Consider the following 17,398-nt stretch of genomic DNA (forward strand, 5'->3'; position numbering starts at 1 on the left):
CTTATGGTGGTTTTGCCGAGGGTGTTCACCTCTTCCCATTCCGAACAGAGAAGTTAAGCCCCTCATGGCCGATGGTACTGCACAATCATGCGGGAGAGTAGGTAGCTGCCATATTTATTGAAAAGAGCCTCGACAACAGTCGGGGCTTTTTTTATTGTATTAAGTCCAGCGCTAAATTAGCTCTTGCGGGTAGACTCTCTCGGTATCAACTCAACCGGAAACACAAAATTCTTCGTTACCTCCTTCGTCTCCTTTGAATTAATTAACTGCACTATAGTTTCTACCGCTTTCTGACCCATTTTATAACCAGACTGCTCAATCGTGGTTAAACTGGGCGTAATAATACGTGAAGACTGATCATTCGAATACCCTACCACCTTTATCTGTTCGGGAATCTTAATACCATGCAACCTGGCCTCCTGTATAAATGCAACAGCAGAAGTGTCATTGGCTGCGAAAAGCCCGTCTGGTAGTACTGGTGAAGAAAGTAATTCCTGTGCAGCTATAGTTGCCGCTTCTGATGTTAGATTATGCACATACAATAAGTCCTCATCAAAAGGAATATTATGTTCCGCTAATGCGGCCTTATAACCCGATAAACGTTCCTGGTAAAGATTGCATGTCAGCATCCCAGAGAAGATCGCAATGCGCTTGCAGCCCTGGCTGATAAGATGTTTAGTTGCCAGGTATCCTCCCTTAAAATCATCTCCCGTAATAGTATAACCAACAAAGTCAGTAGGTACACGGTCATAAAATACTAAAGGAATATTGTTCCTGATAAAAGGACTGAAATGTTCGTAAGTAGTGGTAAACATGGAAGATACTGCCAGCAGGCCATCTACACGTAAGGAAAAGAATGTATTGACCAGTTCCTTTTCCATCTCTACTGTGTCATCAGACTGCCCGATAACAATACTAAAACCATACTTATGCGCATCATGCTGAATACCACTGATAGCAGTACTCTGAAAGTACATGGAAGTACGGGGAACGATCAATCCAAGAATATTGGATTTCTTTTTCCGTAAACTTGATGCTATCCAGTTGGGAACATATCCCATTTCCAGGGCTGTCTCTTTCACTTTTTCCCTTGTCTCCTGGTTGATAAGCGGATTATTCTGCAATGCCCTGGAGACTGTCGAAGCAGACAGGTCAAGTGCCCTGGCGATGTCGTAGATAGTAATCTTTGAAGTGCGTTCTTTCACATTCTTGAGGTTCAGTGTATAAATATAGCAATATATTAAGCAACCACAGGCAATGGATATGGGATAAAAAAAATGCAGTCCCGTATATAAGGGACTGCATAATAGATAAAAGTATATAATGTTATTATTTAGGATCAAGTGTATGATTGATCCTCTCCGTTAAATCACTCAGGTGATAACGGCTCATATTGTCCGTCATACCTGCTGTAGCAGCGCGAATCTCAGCACGTAATGCTACCAGTTGCGCACGGGCAATACTGCTTACATCCGTTTTGGTTGCGTCCGCAGGTTGTTGTCCGGTCATGATCAGCATGATAGAATTATTACCCTGATCCGGGGCAGACATCAGATCTGCCAAATGCTGCACATAGGATTTCTGAAGATTTCTGCGATATACATCAATTGGCTGATGCATAGCCAGTTCCGAGAAGATACCTTTCTTGAGATCATTCAGCAAGGTAGTTGCCTGATAAGCGTCATCATCTGTTGCTTCTGCACTGATCAGTTTATTAAGAGTAGCAGCACTCATTACTTTGTCCAATACAGCGTTCTGACGCGTACTGATCACAGTAATAGGATTATTACCGGTACGGCTCAGGATAGCTTTATCAAGTAACCATTTAGGCGTAGTGAACAATTGTTTGTTAAGAAACTGTACTGCTTCCTGTTGTGTAGCCTTAGGAACGTTCTCATAAATTCCGCCCTCTTGTTCTACTGTTTTTGGCGTTTCATAGATACCGCCAATGTTTTTGGTCACGTGACCGATATAGCGGCCGAATTGGGTGTTTATTTCCCGATACAGCTCTGTCAGATTTGTATAGTCCTCATTTGCCTCACTGGTCCAGGAAATCAGGTTGGTAATGATACGTTGTAAATTCTTAATGCCGTATGCACTTGCTTTCATTGCATTGTCACCCAGATCTTCATTCTGAGATCTTGGATCATCAGGATTAGATTCAGTACCAAACCAGTATTTCTTCTCCTTTAGTTTATTGATAGTCCATTTATTCAGTGTCGCTTTTTCGGCTTCCGGATTATTTACTCCGGGGATAATACGGTAGCCCCATTCAATCGCCCATTTATCGTAGAAGTTGATACGGGGATAGAGATCAGCACCGGTAATGCCGTCTTCAGGCTGGGCGATATAGTTAAACCGGGCATAATCCATGATAGAGGCAGCATGGCCATTTTGTTTAACCCATTCTTTATCACGCAGTTTTTCTACCGGATAAGCAGAACTGGAACCGAAGTTGTGACGCAATCCCAGTGTATGTCCCACTTCATGAGAAGAAACAAAACGGATCAATTCTCCCATCAGCTGATCATCAAACTGCATTTTACGTGCCCTTGGGTCATTGGGAGCGCACTGTATAAAATACCAGTTACGGAGTAAGTGCATCACGTTATGATACCAGTTGATGTGGCTTTCGAGGATCTCACCGGAACGGGGATCGTGCACATGCGGACCACTTGCATTAGGTACATCAGAAGGCTTGTAAACAATCGCAGAAAAGCGTGCATCTTCGAGGCTCCAGGTAGAATCCTGATCATGAGTAGGCGCTACTTTTGCAATGATAGCATTCTTGAAACCAGCTTGTTCAAAAGCGCTCTGCCAGTCGTTTACACCTTGTATCAGGAATGGTACCCATTTTTTGGGTGTAGCAGGATCTATGTAGAATATGATGGGTTTCGCTGGTTCCACAAGTTCCCCGCGTTTATATTTTTCAAGGTCTTCGGGTTTAGGTTCCAGACGCCAGCGTGTTACCATGGATAATCTTTTCACACCCTGAGGATCAGCATCAAAGTCGGTAAGAGAAGTAGTGAAATACCCTACACGCGGATCATAATAACGGGATTCCATAGGTACCGCAGGTAACAATATCATGGAAGAGTTTAGTTCGAGCGTAGCGTTACCACCCATAGCAGCAGGCATGCCCGGACCAGCTGGCCCGCCACTTCTTGAATATGTTTTAACTGTTTTAATCTCAGTATTAATAGGGTATGATTTTACATCAACGATATAAGACTTATCCTGTTGCACAGAACCCAGTTTAAGACTTGCTTTACTCCGTTGATCAAAGAAGAAGATCTCGTTATCTCCCTGTATGTAATCTGTCATCTCTACTATACTGCTATTACCTTTTTCAGAGAATGCTTTTACATCAAAAGCAGCTGCAATAGGTTGGATATTAGAGTTCATCACAGCGTTAAACATGGGCTGGGATGAGTCTTTAGACGTTTCAGAATAGGAAATGTTCTTCAGGAAAATGCGATTGTTAGGGCCTTTTTCGAAGCGGATAACGTTCTCTCCTATTTCATCCCCGCTGTACCCCAGCATCATAGAACGCAGGCCAGCAGCAGATTTCGAAATACGGTTCACAATGAGTATATCTCTCCCCAATAGTGAATCAGGTATTTCGAAAAATACTTTATCCTCTTGTTTATAAATATTGAACAGGCCTGAATCTGCTTTAGCATCGGCTTTAATCACATCTGCGAATTTCTTCGGATCTGTTTTTGGACCACTTTTAGCAGGCATAGGAGGGCGTACTGTAGAATCTTTCACCGCTATAGGAGCAGAGTCTTTTTTGTTTTTCTTTTGAGCCAGTGTAGTGGTAGGGAAGATCATTCCCGTTATAAGTGTACTAATTACAATTGTGACAAAGGCCCGGATAACATGTTTATTCATTGGTACTTATTAAAGGTGGTTTTTGATCAAGGTTGTTTTTTCACCAAGTAAGTTGCAAATAAACATATTAAGCAGTAACTTATCAGGGAAATCCATAAACGCCGGAAAAGCTATAGGAATGGAAATTCGGGCTACTTATTTGTGATGTGAAATTGTAACTGCACCTGTTATATTATTATGAATAAAATTGTTGATATGGCATCTTTTATGTTTATATTACGATGCGTTTGAGGAGCGGCAAAGCCCGTGTCATAAGCATTTTCGGAAGCAGGGAATAGGATGAATATTGCGAGGTAAACGTTAAAAACGTTAAAATTAAATAGTCATGAAAAGAGGGTAAATGGGAGGAAAGTGAGTGTGGTAGCGGGAAACAGGATAAATTACAATAATAAAATTTCTGTTGGAACATTTAAAAAATTTCTTAAATTGTGCGTCCAACTTTGAACAAATTCAATAAATTTCAGGTTCTGAGGACAGTTATCATTAAGGGTAGTAACCCATCTTTGATATAAGTTGTATTTAAATATTGTAAGTGTACGCTCAATAAAAAAATGGAATGGTAAAGTCAGCTACTGGCGGGCTTTTGAGGCGGAGGTTAAATTTTGTGAGATTTTTTGAGCTGCACTTGTTTTTTTGGATCAACCGTATATCTTTGCGAATCACGTATTTATATTGCAGAAATAACAAAAAACAATAGTTTAATCTTTAACACTAAAATTCAATCAACATGGCTGAGACTAAAACAACTGTGACTCCAGCTTCTGCCAAAGCGACTTCTCATCAACCTAAGAAATCATCCAACTTATTTGCATTGTTGGCTGTACCTATTTGTATCGTAATAGGTGTGCTCTTTTATATTTTCGTATTGGGAAACCCTGCGAATTTCCAGGGCGGGATTAAGGGACCAAACGCACATCCGGTTGAAGATGGTATGGGGCATTGGTTTGCCACTGTTTATCAAGGTGGTGTGATTGTACCGATCCTTATTTCTGTATTATTGATTTGCATCACGATGGTAATTGAGCGTTTCCTTTACATCAGCAAAGCAAAGGGTAAATTCAGCGGCGCTGAGCTGGTAAGAAAAGTACAGTATCACCTGGCTAACAAGAATGTGGATGCAGCGCTGGCAGAGTGCGACAAACAACAAGGTTCTGTTGGTAACGTACTGAAAGCTGGTCTGAAAAAGTACAAGGAAATGATCACCAACACTGAGTTGGATACTGATCAGAAGATCCTGAGTATCAAAAATGAAATCGAAGAAACAACTGCTCTTGAACTGCCTATGATGGAAAAGAACCTGGTGTTCTTATCTACCATTGCTTCTGTAGCAACCCTGTTAGGTCTGTTCGGTACGGTATTAGGGATGATCAAATCATTCTCTGCGATGTCCGCTTCCGGTGCACCAGATTCATCTAAACTGGCGATGGGTATCTCTGAAGCCTTGATCAACACCGCATTAGGTATTGGTACTTCAGCAGTAGCTATCATCATGTATAACTTCTTTACAACTAACATTGACAGCATCACTTACGCTATCGATGAGTCTGGATTTACTTTAACACAGAGCTTCGCTGCTAACCACAAATAATTTTTAATTATCTGTGTGGAATATCAGCAGTTTTGAATCTATATAAAGTAAACCAAAAAAGGAGTAAAGATGCCTAAAGTTAAAATGCCCAGGAAGAGCACGCTTGTCGACATGACAGCGATGTGTGATGTGGCCTTCTTGCTGCTCACTTTCTTCATGCTGGCAACTAAATTCAAGCCGGACGAACCGGTAACTGTGGTTACTCCGTCTTCAATCAATACCAAATTGTTGCCTGATTCTGATGTAATCATGCTGACGGTTGACAAGGATGGTAGAGTGTTCTTCAGCATGGACGGCCAGCCCAAAAGGCAGCAGCTCATCGAGGATCTGAATACTCAGTACAAACTGGGTCTCACTCCTGCTGAAATCAACAACTTTACTATTGGTGCGAGTGTAGGTACTGAAATCAAAAACCTGAAATCCTACTTGGCAGTTAAACCTGCTGAAAGAAAGAAATCCGGTCTGGAAACAGGTATCCCTTCTGACTCCGCTAATAACGAAGTAGCTGTCTGGATTGAATACGCGAGAAATGCACAGGGCGGAAACCCAAAGTTACAGTACTGCATCAAGGCGGACAACGGTACGCCTTATCCTAAGATCAAGGAAATCCTTGACACCTTTAAGGATAAAAAGATACAGAAACTGAACCTGGTGACCAATCTCGAAACAGCGCCTCCGGGCACTGCAGCCGCTCTGGCCCGTGACGAACACAAATAAACTAGTAAACAGCAGGCTGTACGGAAGTACAGAACTGCTTTTGAAAACTTAAAAAAAGAGCTACTATGGCAGAAATGGATACCAGCAGTAGTGGCGGGAAAGGCAAACACCAGGGTACGAAATCAAAGAAGCAGTCTACACGCGTAGACATGACTCCGATGGTGGATCTGGGTTTTCTGCTGATCACTTTCTTTATGTTGACTACGACCATGAGCAAGCCCAAAACAATGGACTTGATCATGCCGAAAGATACAAAGGATGAGAAAGAGCAGAATAAAGTAAAAGAAAGCACTGCCCTCACAATACTGCTAGGAAAAAAGGATCGGGTATATTATTATGAAGGTTTGGCGCAAGACCCGAATGCATCCGCCAATCCTGACTTTTTCAAAGCAACCACCTTTGCCAATGCTAATGGCATCCGTGATGTAATTATCAAGAAGCGCGATGCGGTTGCTCAATTGAGAAATGCAAAAGGTGAGCCGGAAGATGTTGTAGTTATTATAAAAGCTGATAATGACGCTACTTATAAGGACTTTGTAGACATCCTGGACGAAATGGCTATTAACCGTATTCAACGTTACGCAACAGTGGATATCAGCGACCAGGATAAAACCTGGATTCAGCAGACTGAAGCAGCAAACGGCGGTGGTAACCAATAATGAACAATTAACTTTTGCATCCATCTTATAAAATTGAAACAATGGATACCGCTAAACTCGCAAAGTCCGATTTTCTGGATATCCTGTTTGAAAACAGGAATAAGGAGTATGGGGCTTATGACCTGAGAAGAGATTATGATAAAAGGTTGCGTAATGCCATCATCGGTAGTACCATCCTGATATTGCTGGTCATCATAGGTTATGCTATCAATTACTACATTATGAAGGTTGAATCAGAAAACCCGAATAAACCAGTAATTGAGCAGATAAAGATGGAAGACGTGAAGCTCCCGGATGATCCGAAGACTCCACCTCCTCCTCCGCCACCACCAGCTCCACCTCCACCGGTGAAACCGTCTGTACAGTTCACTCCCCCTGTTATCAAAAAGGATAACGAGGTACCACCAGACGAGGAACCACCGAAAATAGAGCAAATCAAGGATAAAGCGGTGAGTACTAAAACAGTAGAAGGTGATCCTAACGGTATTGATCCGGGATTACTGGAAGACAGTAAAGGTACCGGTGTGGTAGAAGCACCACCGCCACCTCCTAAAGAAGAGATCTTCACATTCGTAGAACAGCCGCCTACCTTCCCCGGTGGAGAAGAAGCGCTGGCTAAGTTCCTGAGCAAGAACATTCACTACCCTCGCGTTGCGCAGGAGAATGCTATCTCTGGTACTGTGTTCGTACAGTTCGTGGTAGACTCTGAAGGTAACATCAAAGATGTAAAAACTGTTGGCGCTGCAAAAGGCGGTGGCCTGGAAGAAGAAGCTGTTCGCGTGGTGAAAATCATGCCTAAATGGAAAGCTGGTAGACAAAATGGTCGTCAGGTATCCGTACAGTTCAACCTTCCTATCCGCTTTACTTTGCAAGAGTAGCAGATAAGATATTTGTTAAAAAATCCCTGTTCAGGCTTTGCCAGGACAGGGATTTTTTATTTATGGTATCTTTGCGCCCATGTTAGGCAATAATCTTACAGGATACGATGATACAATAGTGGCACTGGCTACCGCTCCGGGCATAGGAGCAATAGCAGTAATACGCTTAAGTGGCAAGCATGCAATTGACATCTGTAACTCGATCTTCCCTTCCAAAGACCTGAACGGACAGGCAGGATACACCCTCCACTTTGGGGCTATCGTGTTTGAAGGAAAAACAATTGATGAAGTAATCATCAGCCTGTTTAAAGCTCCCCGTTCCTATACCGGCGAAAATATCATTGAAATCTCCTGTCACGGTTCTCCATATATCCAGCAACAGATCATAGATGCCTGTATCCAGTCAGGTGCCAGGATGGCTAAACCCGGAGAATTTACCATGAGAGCTTTCCTTAATGGCAAATTAGACCTTACCCAGGCGGAGTCTGTAGCTGATCTGATAGCCAGTAATTCTGCGGCCAGCCACCAGACGGCCATGCAGCAGATGAGGGGAGGCTTCTCCAAAGAGCTCCATGTACTCCGCGAACAACTCATAAGTTTTTCAGCCTTGATAGAACTGGAACTGGATTTCAGTCAGGAAGATGTAGAATTTGCAGACCGTACACAGTTATACCGTCTTATCAGTGAAGCGATGAAAATGGTACAGCATCTGGTGGATTCCTTCCGCATGGGCAACGTGATCAAAAACGGTGTAAACACCGCTATTGTAGGCAAGCCCAACGCAGGTAAATCCACATTGCTTAACACCCTCTTAAATGAGAACCGGGCCATAGTGAGTGAGATTGCAGGGACCACCCGCGATACGATAGAAGAAGTGCTGAATATTGACGGGATCCTCTTCCGCCTCATCGATACAGCAGGTATCCGCGTAAGCACAGATACGATCGAAAGCATTGGTGTGCAAAAAACAATGGAGAAGATCAAAGAGGCAGGTGTGGTGTTATACCTCTTCGATGTAAATGAGACTTCTGTACAGGACTTGCAACTGCAAACAGAAACCTTTGAACGCGAGCATATCAACTACCTCTTGATCGGTAACAAATCTGATATAGCGGGTTTACCTGCTACCCGGGAAAAATTCAGCAGTATACCTGGTATCTTATTTATTTCCGCCCGTCAGCATGAACATATCCAGGACCTGAAAGATAAACTGGTGCATAAAGTAATGAGTGGAGATATCAATACAGAAGATACCATCGTTACCAACGCCCGCCATTACGCTGCCCTGCAGGAAGTATTGCGCTCATTACTGGATGTACAACAAGGACTGGACAACCAGCTTCCCGGTGATCTTTTATCCCTCGATATACGCAGGTGCCTGCACTTCCTGGGCGAAATCACAGGTCAGATCACCAATGAGGATCAGCTTGATTTTATTTTTAGTAAATTTTGTATAGGTAAGTAGCCAACTTACCTATCTCCCTAAATCCAACTGGCTTTTTATATATATTTGAAGGAAGACGTTAACCATTATTTATATGAAGACAAGAATATTACTCTTCTTAGCAGTTTGTTTTTTATCAAACGAAGTATTTGCACAAAAAGATAGTCTAAGAATTAAGATGGGGGAAATAGCTAACACTGCGAAAGGTACAGTGGGCGTGGCTATAATACACCTGGAAAGCAGAGATACATTTACGCTGAACGGAAGCCTGCATTACCCGATGCAAAGTGTTTACAAGATGCCTTTGGCGATAGCAGTACTGCACGAAGTAGATAAAGGTAAGTTGTCATTAGACCAAAAGATTCATATTCGTAAAGAAGAACTGCTGCCAACATGGAGTCCTATAAGAAAGAAATACCCGGAAGGAAATGTTGATCTGCCGCTAAGAGAGATATTAGGATATACAGTATCTCAAAGTGATAATAACGGATGTGATATATTATTCAGGTTGTTGGGAGGAACAGCCAATGTTAATAAGTATATACATAGCATTGGGATAGATAGCATTGCTATCGCAGCTACAGAAGAGGAAATGGCCCGGACATGGAATGTGCAGTTTACTAACTGGGCTGAACCGGGCGCAATATTACAGTTACTGGATGGCATTTATAAAGGGAAATACTTGTCAAAACCCAGTATTAGCGTGCTGAAAGAGATGATGGAAGGAACTACAACAGGGCCTGACAGGATAAGAGGCATACTACCTGAAAATACCGTTGTTGCACATAAAACAGGTAGTTCCGGCACAAATGATAAAGGCGTTACAGCCGCTACCAATGATGCAGGGGTTATTACTTTGCCCAATGGCAAACATTTTGCCATAGTCGTTTTTGTTTGCAATGCTACTGCCGACGAAAAAAGAAGGGACGCTGTTATCGCAGAGATCACGAAAGTTTTCTGGGATCACTATGCTTCTTTGAAATAGCTATCTGGGAATCATAATATTTACTTAAGAAATGATAGATCACTAATTCATGCTTGCGCTGATTGGAGAGTAACATCCTGTTCAGAAACATATGAATATAACTGGAGATTAATTCATGCACAGGTTCTTTAATGAGGTTACGTATACGCAAAGACCTGGTGTGGAATAATGCAGTGGCTTCTTCAATCTCATTGGCTGCATCCTGATGGGTATCAAGGAAGCTGCTTAGTCGCCGCATATGCTGCCTGTATTGATCATTCAACTGTGTTTGTAATGCCTGGTCCCCGCCAAATTCTTCAAAGAAGTGCTTTTGAATTTTCTTCAGCAAAAGGGACTTTTGTGTTAAGGTATAGCCGAAATCCTGTAACAGCATATCCGTACCACGGGCAGCCAATAACCACCTGAAGAGTTCTCCGTCTTCTCCTTCCAGCAGATCAATACAATCGAGTACAGCTTCACTGTCAAAACAAAAGATAGATTCACTGAGTTCCATGGTAGACAATCCATAGCGCTCAAGTTCTCTTACATAGGTATCTGTCTGGATTTTATAGATTAATTCACTCCCGCTAAAGGATGCATATAATTTCTCTAACACCTCCATCCAGAAGATTGGATTGGATGAATGATGGAAACGGATTCTGATATGATGATCAGGATCTGAATAACGGATGAAGAACCATTTGTCTATCAGTCCTTCTGCCATAAGAGAACTGATCAGAGGCTTCATGATCGATTTCAATATCTTCTCTGCTGTACTGGTACCACAATAAATCTTTACATATAACCATTCACTGCCTGTCATGAAATTCCTTACAGGTATGTTTTCTGTAACAGGAGGAAGAAGTAGTTCTTTTCTGGAAGAAGTACTTTTAAGTGGAATGATTAACTCATGTGTAAAGTGGCCATTGGAGCCAGTTACCCAACAGTTATCCGGGCTACTGAGCATCTCCTGTATGACAACACGGTCTTTCTTTAACAGTGTGTTTAATAGCAATTGCAGACAGGACTCACTTTCCGTATCAATAAACAATTCATTATCTCCTTCCGTAATTGTAATATAGCGGGGAAGATTCAATTGTTTGCAGAGCTCTTTAATATGGTTGATATCTTTTAACCTGGGATAGTCTTTTTTATAGAGAATCCAGGTAGACTTGCTAAGGATGATTTTTTTATACCGTACAGCGGGTAAGAAACGTTCTTCTTCAGGAAGGTTCCATTGCCATCCGGTAGCATGATGTAATTCCTGGAATTGTAAATCACAAAGGAACTTATATACAATCAGACTGCCAGCATTGAAATTGTGTGCGGTACTTAATCTGGGAATGACTCGTTTGTTTAGTTTCTTTGAGCGGAGTATGATGATGTTGTTTTTTACACTTACCATCAGATCTGTGATAGGGATTTGATGATCAGGGGAGACACTGCCATTCCCAAGGTAGACGATTTCGTAATCACGTAGCCTGGGACGGGCTAAGATATTGCCCGTACGGGCTTCTGGTAAATGTATGATCTCCGCATAAATGCAATCAGGGTTTTGCTGCTCTTCTTCACGCAGGCAAGCCTGCACCTTTTCGCTGAGCGCAGCATCACCATGGCAAAATCTTCCTAAAAGATTAGCCGCAGATGGCCCGCCACAGGAGGTGAATTCAAAGAGATAATTGCCTTCATCTATAGCTGATGCACCACTGCCAAGGATACTGCCCATCAGGTACAGACTATCCGGCAAGGAAGGGGTATCCGTTTCTTTCAGTTCATCGAGATCCTCATCCGTGAGGACTATTTCCGTTTCATTATTGCGTAAGCAACGCTGTAAGCGTTGCGACTGGAATTGCAGCAATTTATTCCAGGTGACAGTTTTCGCTTCGTCCTTATTCTTTATAAAGATGTTATCTATTAAAGGATTATGATCACCGGTATACCCGGTGTATCCTATTCCTGCCTCTGTATCCAGTGCAATAGCCAGCGGGATTTCCTGTTCTTCATAACGGTCGCGGAAATGCTGGCAGAACTGTTGCAGATCAGGATTATGATTGCGCCTTGACAGCTTCCATAAAGGAACGATTTGCTGTTGGATATCATTGATCAGTGTATTACTGATAGTATTGTGAACAGTAGAGAGGAACAAATCTGTTTGTACCAGGTCTTTGCTGTTGGTATCAGGGAGCAGGCTTTTTACCAGCGTATGTGTTTGCAGGTATTTATCAATATCATTACCTGGTTGTCGCAATAATTCCTGGATTGTATGCAGATCAGGGAACGCGTCTCCCACGCTTTTAATCAGAATAGAAAAGAATTCTTCCCCGGTAATGGTCGGCTCCAGGTTACTGATTAATAACTGGCTGTCTATTAATTCATGAACGAACTCATTTGCTTCTTCATAAGAAATATCCTCACCGGCAATACAGGAAGATAAGGTATGAATAGTGGCACCATCAGCAGCTGTTGTAAGTATCTGCTGCAGATAGCCGGTATAGTTAACAGATGTTAATGTATAATGCCTGAACTTATTTTTAATAGTGAAAGCTGCATAACGGAAGGTATCTGCAATTTTGTATAAAGAGTTATTAGGATAGAAGATTAAGCGGGATTGTATTTCAGGAATCTGAGAGATATCAGATACTAACTCAGCTACATAGTTCATGTCGAGCCTGCAATGTTTCTTATGCAGATCAGGATGAGCAATTTCTATACGGGTATGATCGCTGAACTGCCCGGTAGCGCTACCCGCAAACAACCCGTAAGGTGTACTGCGGGTGCACATGCGCAACAGATATCTGAATAATGATAAGACCAGTTTCTGTTCTTCTTTGTCAACGGAAAGCCACTTCGTTAACTCCTGGTATAACTCAGGAGAAGCAATGTAAATAGCTTCTGTCAAATAAGGATCATGAAAGATCTCTTTGATCTTATCAGACAAATCTTTGAAAGGAATTTTGGTGAACTGGTCTAAGAAATTTACTGGCAACAATGGTGTTCTGAGTAAATAGAAATCTTTAACGGCTATCATAAAATAATGCAGAGGCATGTAAAATGGTCAATAAGTTAACTTATTTGACCAGTATCAGATCCCCCCTGAAAGGGTGATATTTTTTCTACTTGACAAAAAACATAAAAAATCCCCTTTTCCTGTGATGAGGGCAACCTTTGTTTATAATTATCTTTAAAAGGGAAGTCATCTGTGCCAGCATGCCACAGCAGGTTTCCCATTTATTTTTAACCTATAATGCTAAAGTCATGAAAAAAGAATCGGTAAAGAAACTCAGTCTTGGCAAAATCAAAATTGCAAAACTGAACACTACACAGTCTTCTATGCAACATGCCAATGCACCTACTTACACTGGATGTAGCCTTTTAAAATGCATTCCTCCTCCGGTAGCACAGTATTAACTCCTAAAAATCAATTTAATATGAAAAAGACAGCAGAAAAAAAATTACAGCTCGGTAAAATTAAAATTGCAAGTTTGAGTCAGTCAAAACCTAATGGTGCTAACATCTATACAGAATCATTTAAGGTTTGTACCAATGATATTAGTCAGGGTGCTCCCATCTGCAGTGTTGATTCCTGCCGTTTTTAAGTAACAAATGGTGGAGCTGAATAAAGCTCCACCATTGCTTTTCACAGATATGGATTATAAGAAGGTTTTACAGGAGATCAGTGTTGCGCTTGACTACTACACAGAACAGGAAAATCCGCCCGGCTTATTGGGCGGTTATGCCGGTTGCGCTTTATTCTATGCCTATTACTACAACCTCACCGGTAAAAAGAAACACCTTAAGAAGGTACATACCCTATTATTAAAAAGTATACAGGCACTATCGGAAGAGGAACTGGTCCCCTCACATTGCAATGGGATTTCAGGGATAGTGTGGTGTATACAACATCTTATCAATGCAGAATTTGCCAGTGCGGACGGAATGGAAGATGTTTTCGGGGAAGTGGATACACTCCTGGGGCAGGTCATGGAACAGGAGATAAAGGAAAACAGGTATGATTTTCTGCATGAAGGCTTAGGCATTGCTTTATACTTTCTTGAAAAAGAACAACCCTCCCCTTATTTAAATACATTAGTAAAGCAACTGGAAGCTGTAGCTTACCGGGATGAAAGAGGTGTCCGCTGGCGGGATTTTGTTTTCGGAACAAGGTTAGGAGACCCGGAAGAACCGGCCTTTAATCTTGGCCTGGCACATGGCACACCTTCCATTATATCCGTTTTAGGGATACTCCACCAGAAAGGGATAAAGAGTCCTTTGATGAAAGAAAGCATCGACTGGTTGTTATCAACCAGGAATGAACCGGAAGAAGGAATTACATCTTTATACCCTGTATTGGTAAATGAAAAAAATGAAGCCATGACAGGCAAGCAAAGCCGTTTGGGCTGGTGTTATGGGGACCTTAGTATCGCCATGACCTTATTAAATACGGGAAACTGGCTGGAGAACGATCAATACAAAGAAGAAGCACATAAGATTTTTACGTACACGTTGCAACATCGAAATAATAACAACGGCAGTGTGTCTGACGCTTGTCTTTGTCATGGAAGTGCAGGCATTGCACATATCTACAGGCGGGCTTATTTAACGCTAAAAGACCCGCGTTTATTACTGGGCGCAGAACACTGGTTACAACAAACACTGCAAATGAAAACATGGAAAGATGGCCTGGCGGGATTTAAATTTTATGCTGATGGAAAATATGAAAACAGTTACGGTATACTGGAAGGTATCTCCGGAATAGGGTTGTCATTGATTGCAGCACTGGACCCTGCTACCACACCTGCCTGGGACCGGTGTTTGCTTTTGTCATGAGATGTCTCCTAAACTTTCCTTATATTACATATAGTAATGCCAATTATCCTCAAGCGCCTGTAACCCGTTATCTTTTTAAACCGGAAACGCCATGATCCGCCTGTATATTTTAGATAATCATCCATTGATATTGGAAGGATTGTATTCATTGTTAAGTATTGAAAAAGATATCATAATAGCCGGACACGCCCGAAATGGTAATGATTGTCTGACCTTCTTACAAAACAATACTATTGATCTTATTCTGATGGATGTCAGCCTGCCTGATATGGACGGGGTTGACCTCTGCGCTACTATCCGGATGGAGTATCCGGAAATCATGATAATAGGACTGAGTTCCCTTACTGAAGGGAAATGTGTGACCGGCATGATAGAAAACGGTGCAAGCGGATATGTATTGAATAATGTAGAGAGAGAAGAACTGTTGTACGCCATACATGTAGTATATGAAGGAGACACTTATTTCTCTAAGGAAGCAAAACTGGCGATACAGGATGAAAGGAATAATGCCCGGCACCACTTCCCTCATCTTACCCGAAGAGAAAAGGAAGTGCTGTTCCTGATAGCAGAGGGGAATACAAATCCTGAGATTGCGGAACAATTGTTTATCAGTGCAGATACGGTGAATAGTCACCGGAAAAATCTACTGGCAAAGCTGGAAGTAAAGAATACCGCTATGCTGATTAAATATGCGATTAACAATAAGTTACTGGTATAAAAAAAGGCTTACCGTTATACCCGGTAAGCCCTGATATCTGATAATGATCTGATTAATTGCTTTTAAATACGATCTTCTCTACAACAACGTCCAGTTTCTTCAGCACAGACTGATCTGTTTTTATCTTCTTGCCACCTGTTACCTGGTCGTATAATTTAGGATCTCCGGTATTATTGGCTTTGAAGAGTACGCCTACTCCTTTACCTGCCATGGCTCCACCTTCCCAGCTATCTACTGTTCCTCCGTTTTCCCATTCGAATCCGTTTATCTTAAAGGGCCTGCCATTTACTTTTACTACTTTATCCAATGGATCACCTACTTTAATTCCAAAAGGAGATTTCCATTTGGAGTGTTCTTTGGTGAAGGTGATAGCAGTACCATTTTCTCCATCAAAAATTACTTCCATCTCGTTATCTGTATCCGGGAACACGTAATAAGCGGTACCGGCATCATTACCCTGAAGGTCTGTAGCTCCATGTGAGGTTACATGTTCCTTACCGTATAATTCTTCCAGTTGTTCCGGCTTACGAAGTTTGAACAAGGTACGTACGTCCCAGTTATATCCATCCTCAGCAGGTTTTGCCGCTGGGGTAGTGGCAGTACCTGGTTCAGGAACTGTACCGGGAGATGTAGTTGTAGCAGGAGTTGGTTCTGTAGCTGTAGTGTTATCGTTGTCAGAAGTAGTTGGTGTGGGGGCCGGTTTCGCTTTTGCTGAACCCGGAGGTGGTAATACCGGCATTCCTCCTGATTTGATTAATGCCGCTTTATCTTCCAGCAGGGTCTTGGCTTCGCCTTTGAACTTATTAACGGTATAAGTAGCGATGGGGAATACGCTGTTTTCCTTTATACCCAATGTTTTCAGATTAGCGATGAGTTGTTGCCTGTTACAGTCGCTGTACTGGTAGTAAAACTTCAGGGCTGCATCCAGGGCCGCCGGATCGCCTTTCAGTTCTGTCATTGTTTTATCAATATCAAGCCCCCCGGAACCGCTGCGCGACAGTTCTTCCGCTACAAATAACATTCCCAGGTCCGTTTGCGCCAGGTAACGTTCTCCCATTTTTGTAGTAAGGTCTTCAACAATGTTTTCGGCAAGTTTAGTCTGTGCGTTCAGTGCAAGTGGCAATATGAACACAATCAATGCGATAATCCTTTTCATGCATGGTTCTATTTAGTGAACTTCACTGTCACTAAATTATGTAATATTCCCGAGTGTTAGACAGGATATAGCTTTTTTACCTTATTGATGGGCTGGAGTACAAAAATGACAGCCATGGCTCCGCCCAGCAGTCCTGATACGATCGACAGAAGCAACCCGTCAAAGCTGTAATCAGGGGGTAAGAATGCATGTAAAGCAAGCATTAAACATAATATTACTGATAATGTAATAGTTGCGTTTACTCCTGCCGTTTTAAGCAGGAATTTGTTCTTAGGGAAATGAGGGGAGAACAGCGTACTGGAAGTATGCTCCTCTATCAGCGTGATGGTCTTTCTCGATATATCCAGGGTAATGAAGAAAGGGAGGAATATTGCCATAGGTAATACAAACCTTGCGAGTGGATGAGCTCCCCGGAACAGGTGAACGGCATGCCGGTCGTCAAAATTGAAATAAGGCACTACTCCGTTAATAGTCACATTAGAGATGATAGAGATGAGCAGTTGCTTTTTAGTGAACTTCTTCAGTAAGTGTTCTCCCGGGAATTCCATATAAA

Annotated in this window: 15 protein-coding genes and 1 rRNA gene; 11 read left to right on the forward strand and 5 right to left on the reverse strand. The window is 42.1% G+C overall.

Annotated elements, in window-relative coordinates; translation table 11 throughout:
* The first annotated feature begins 2 nt into the window (after window positions 1-2).
* Window positions 3-114, forward strand: a 5S ribosomal RNA gene (gene rrf / locus GO495_RS07580).
* A 62-nt stretch (window positions 115-176) separates the two neighbouring features.
* On the opposite strand, the gene GO495_RS07585 is transcribed toward rrf, so the two are convergent.
* Together GO495_RS07585 and GO495_RS07590 are read right to left on the reverse strand one after the other, a co-directional pair.
* Window positions 177-1,205 (reverse strand): substrate-binding domain-containing protein, encoded by a 1,029-nt coding sequence (locus tag GO495_RS07585; RefSeq protein ID WP_170302649.1) that lies wholly within the window; start codon window positions 1,203-1,205, stop codon window positions 177-179.
* Window positions 1,206-1,329: 124 nt separating this feature from the next.
* Window positions 1,330-3,894: a zinc-dependent metalloprotease gene (locus GO495_RS07590; protein WP_157299122.1), complete on the reverse strand. Its 2,565-nt coding sequence runs from the start codon at window positions 3,892-3,894 to the stop codon at window positions 1,330-1,332.
* A gap of 727 nt (window positions 3,895-4,621) precedes the next feature.
* Between GO495_RS07590 and GO495_RS07595 the strand changes: the two genes are divergently transcribed.
* From GO495_RS07595 to bla, 6 genes are all read left to right on the forward strand, one after another.
* A complete protein-coding gene (locus GO495_RS07595) occupies window positions 4,622-5,482 on the forward strand; it encodes a MotA/TolQ/ExbB proton channel family protein (protein ID WP_157299123.1) in 861 nt (286 codons plus the stop codon).
* Between the two features lie 69 nt (window positions 5,483-5,551).
* Window positions 5,552-6,199 carry an ExbD/TolR family protein gene (locus GO495_RS07600; RefSeq protein ID WP_157299124.1) on the forward strand — a complete coding sequence of 216 codons (648 nt, stop codon included), beginning with the start codon at window positions 5,552-5,554 and terminating at the stop codon, window positions 6,197-6,199.
* A gap of 65 nt (window positions 6,200-6,264) precedes the next feature.
* Window positions 6,265-6,858, forward strand: coding sequence for an ExbD/TolR family protein (locus tag GO495_RS07605; RefSeq protein ID WP_089782327.1), 594 nt, complete (start codon window positions 6,265-6,267; stop codon window positions 6,856-6,858).
* Between the two features lie 41 nt (window positions 6,859-6,899).
* Entirely contained in the window at window positions 6,900-7,736 is an 837-nt protein-coding gene (locus GO495_RS07610; RefSeq protein WP_157299125.1) for an energy transducer TonB, read from the forward strand.
* A 79-nt stretch (window positions 7,737-7,815) separates the two neighbouring features.
* On the forward strand, window positions 7,816-9,201 hold the full coding sequence (gene mnmE / locus GO495_RS07615; protein WP_157299126.1) for a tRNA uridine-5-carboxymethylaminomethyl(34) synthesis GTPase MnmE: 1,386 nt from the start codon (window positions 7,816-7,818) through the stop codon (window positions 9,199-9,201).
* A gap of 73 nt (window positions 9,202-9,274) precedes the next feature.
* Entirely contained in the window at window positions 9,275-10,165 is an 891-nt protein-coding gene (bla, locus tag GO495_RS07620; RefSeq protein ID WP_157299127.1) for a class A beta-lactamase, subclass A2, read from the forward strand.
* Here the strand turns inward: bla and GO495_RS07625 are convergent.
* Window positions 10,125-13,190, reverse strand: a complete 3,066-nt coding sequence (locus GO495_RS07625) for a lantibiotic dehydratase (protein WP_157299128.1) — start codon at window positions 13,188-13,190, stop codon at window positions 10,125-10,127. The two genes, bla and GO495_RS07625, sit on opposite strands and share 41 nt — an antisense overlap.
* 209 nt (window positions 13,191-13,399) lie before the next feature.
* Here GO495_RS07625 and GO495_RS07630 point away from each other — a divergent pair, with 209 nt between their 5' ends.
* From GO495_RS07630 to GO495_RS07645, 4 genes are all read left to right on the forward strand, one after another.
* Entirely contained in the window at window positions 13,400-13,552 is a 153-nt protein-coding gene (locus GO495_RS07630) for a class I lanthipeptide (RefSeq protein ID WP_157299129.1), read from the forward strand.
* A gap of 20 nt (window positions 13,553-13,572) precedes the next feature.
* Window positions 13,573-13,740: a hypothetical protein gene (locus GO495_RS07635; RefSeq protein WP_157299130.1), complete on the forward strand. Its 168-nt coding sequence runs from the start codon at window positions 13,573-13,575 to the stop codon at window positions 13,738-13,740.
* Window positions 13,741-13,747: 7 nt separating this feature from the next.
* A complete protein-coding gene (locus GO495_RS07640; protein ID WP_157299131.1) occupies window positions 13,748-14,971 on the forward strand; it encodes a lanthionine synthetase C family protein in 1,224 nt (407 codons plus the stop codon).
* Between the two features lie 91 nt (window positions 14,972-15,062).
* Window positions 15,063-15,689: a response regulator gene (locus GO495_RS07645; RefSeq protein WP_157299132.1), complete on the forward strand. Its 627-nt coding sequence runs from the start codon at window positions 15,063-15,065 to the stop codon at window positions 15,687-15,689.
* Window positions 15,690-15,741: 52 nt separating this feature from the next.
* Here GO495_RS07645 and GO495_RS07650 read toward each other — a convergent pair whose 3' ends face one another.
* Window positions 15,742-16,845 carry a hypothetical protein gene (locus tag GO495_RS07650; RefSeq protein ID WP_157299133.1) on the reverse strand — a complete coding sequence of 368 codons (1,104 nt, stop codon included), beginning with the start codon at window positions 16,843-16,845 and terminating at the stop codon, window positions 15,742-15,744.
* Between the two features lie 56 nt (window positions 16,846-16,901).
* Window positions 16,902-17,393: a hypothetical protein gene (locus GO495_RS07655; RefSeq protein WP_157299134.1), complete on the reverse strand. Its 492-nt coding sequence runs from the start codon at window positions 17,391-17,393 to the stop codon at window positions 16,902-16,904.
* Window positions 17,394-17,398: the final 5 nt, after the last annotated feature.

Origin of the sequence: Chitinophaga oryziterrae (assembly GCF_009758125.1) — a bacterium.
Taxonomy (GTDB): Bacteria; Bacteroidota; Bacteroidia; order Chitinophagales; family Chitinophagaceae; genus Chitinophaga; species Chitinophaga oryziterrae.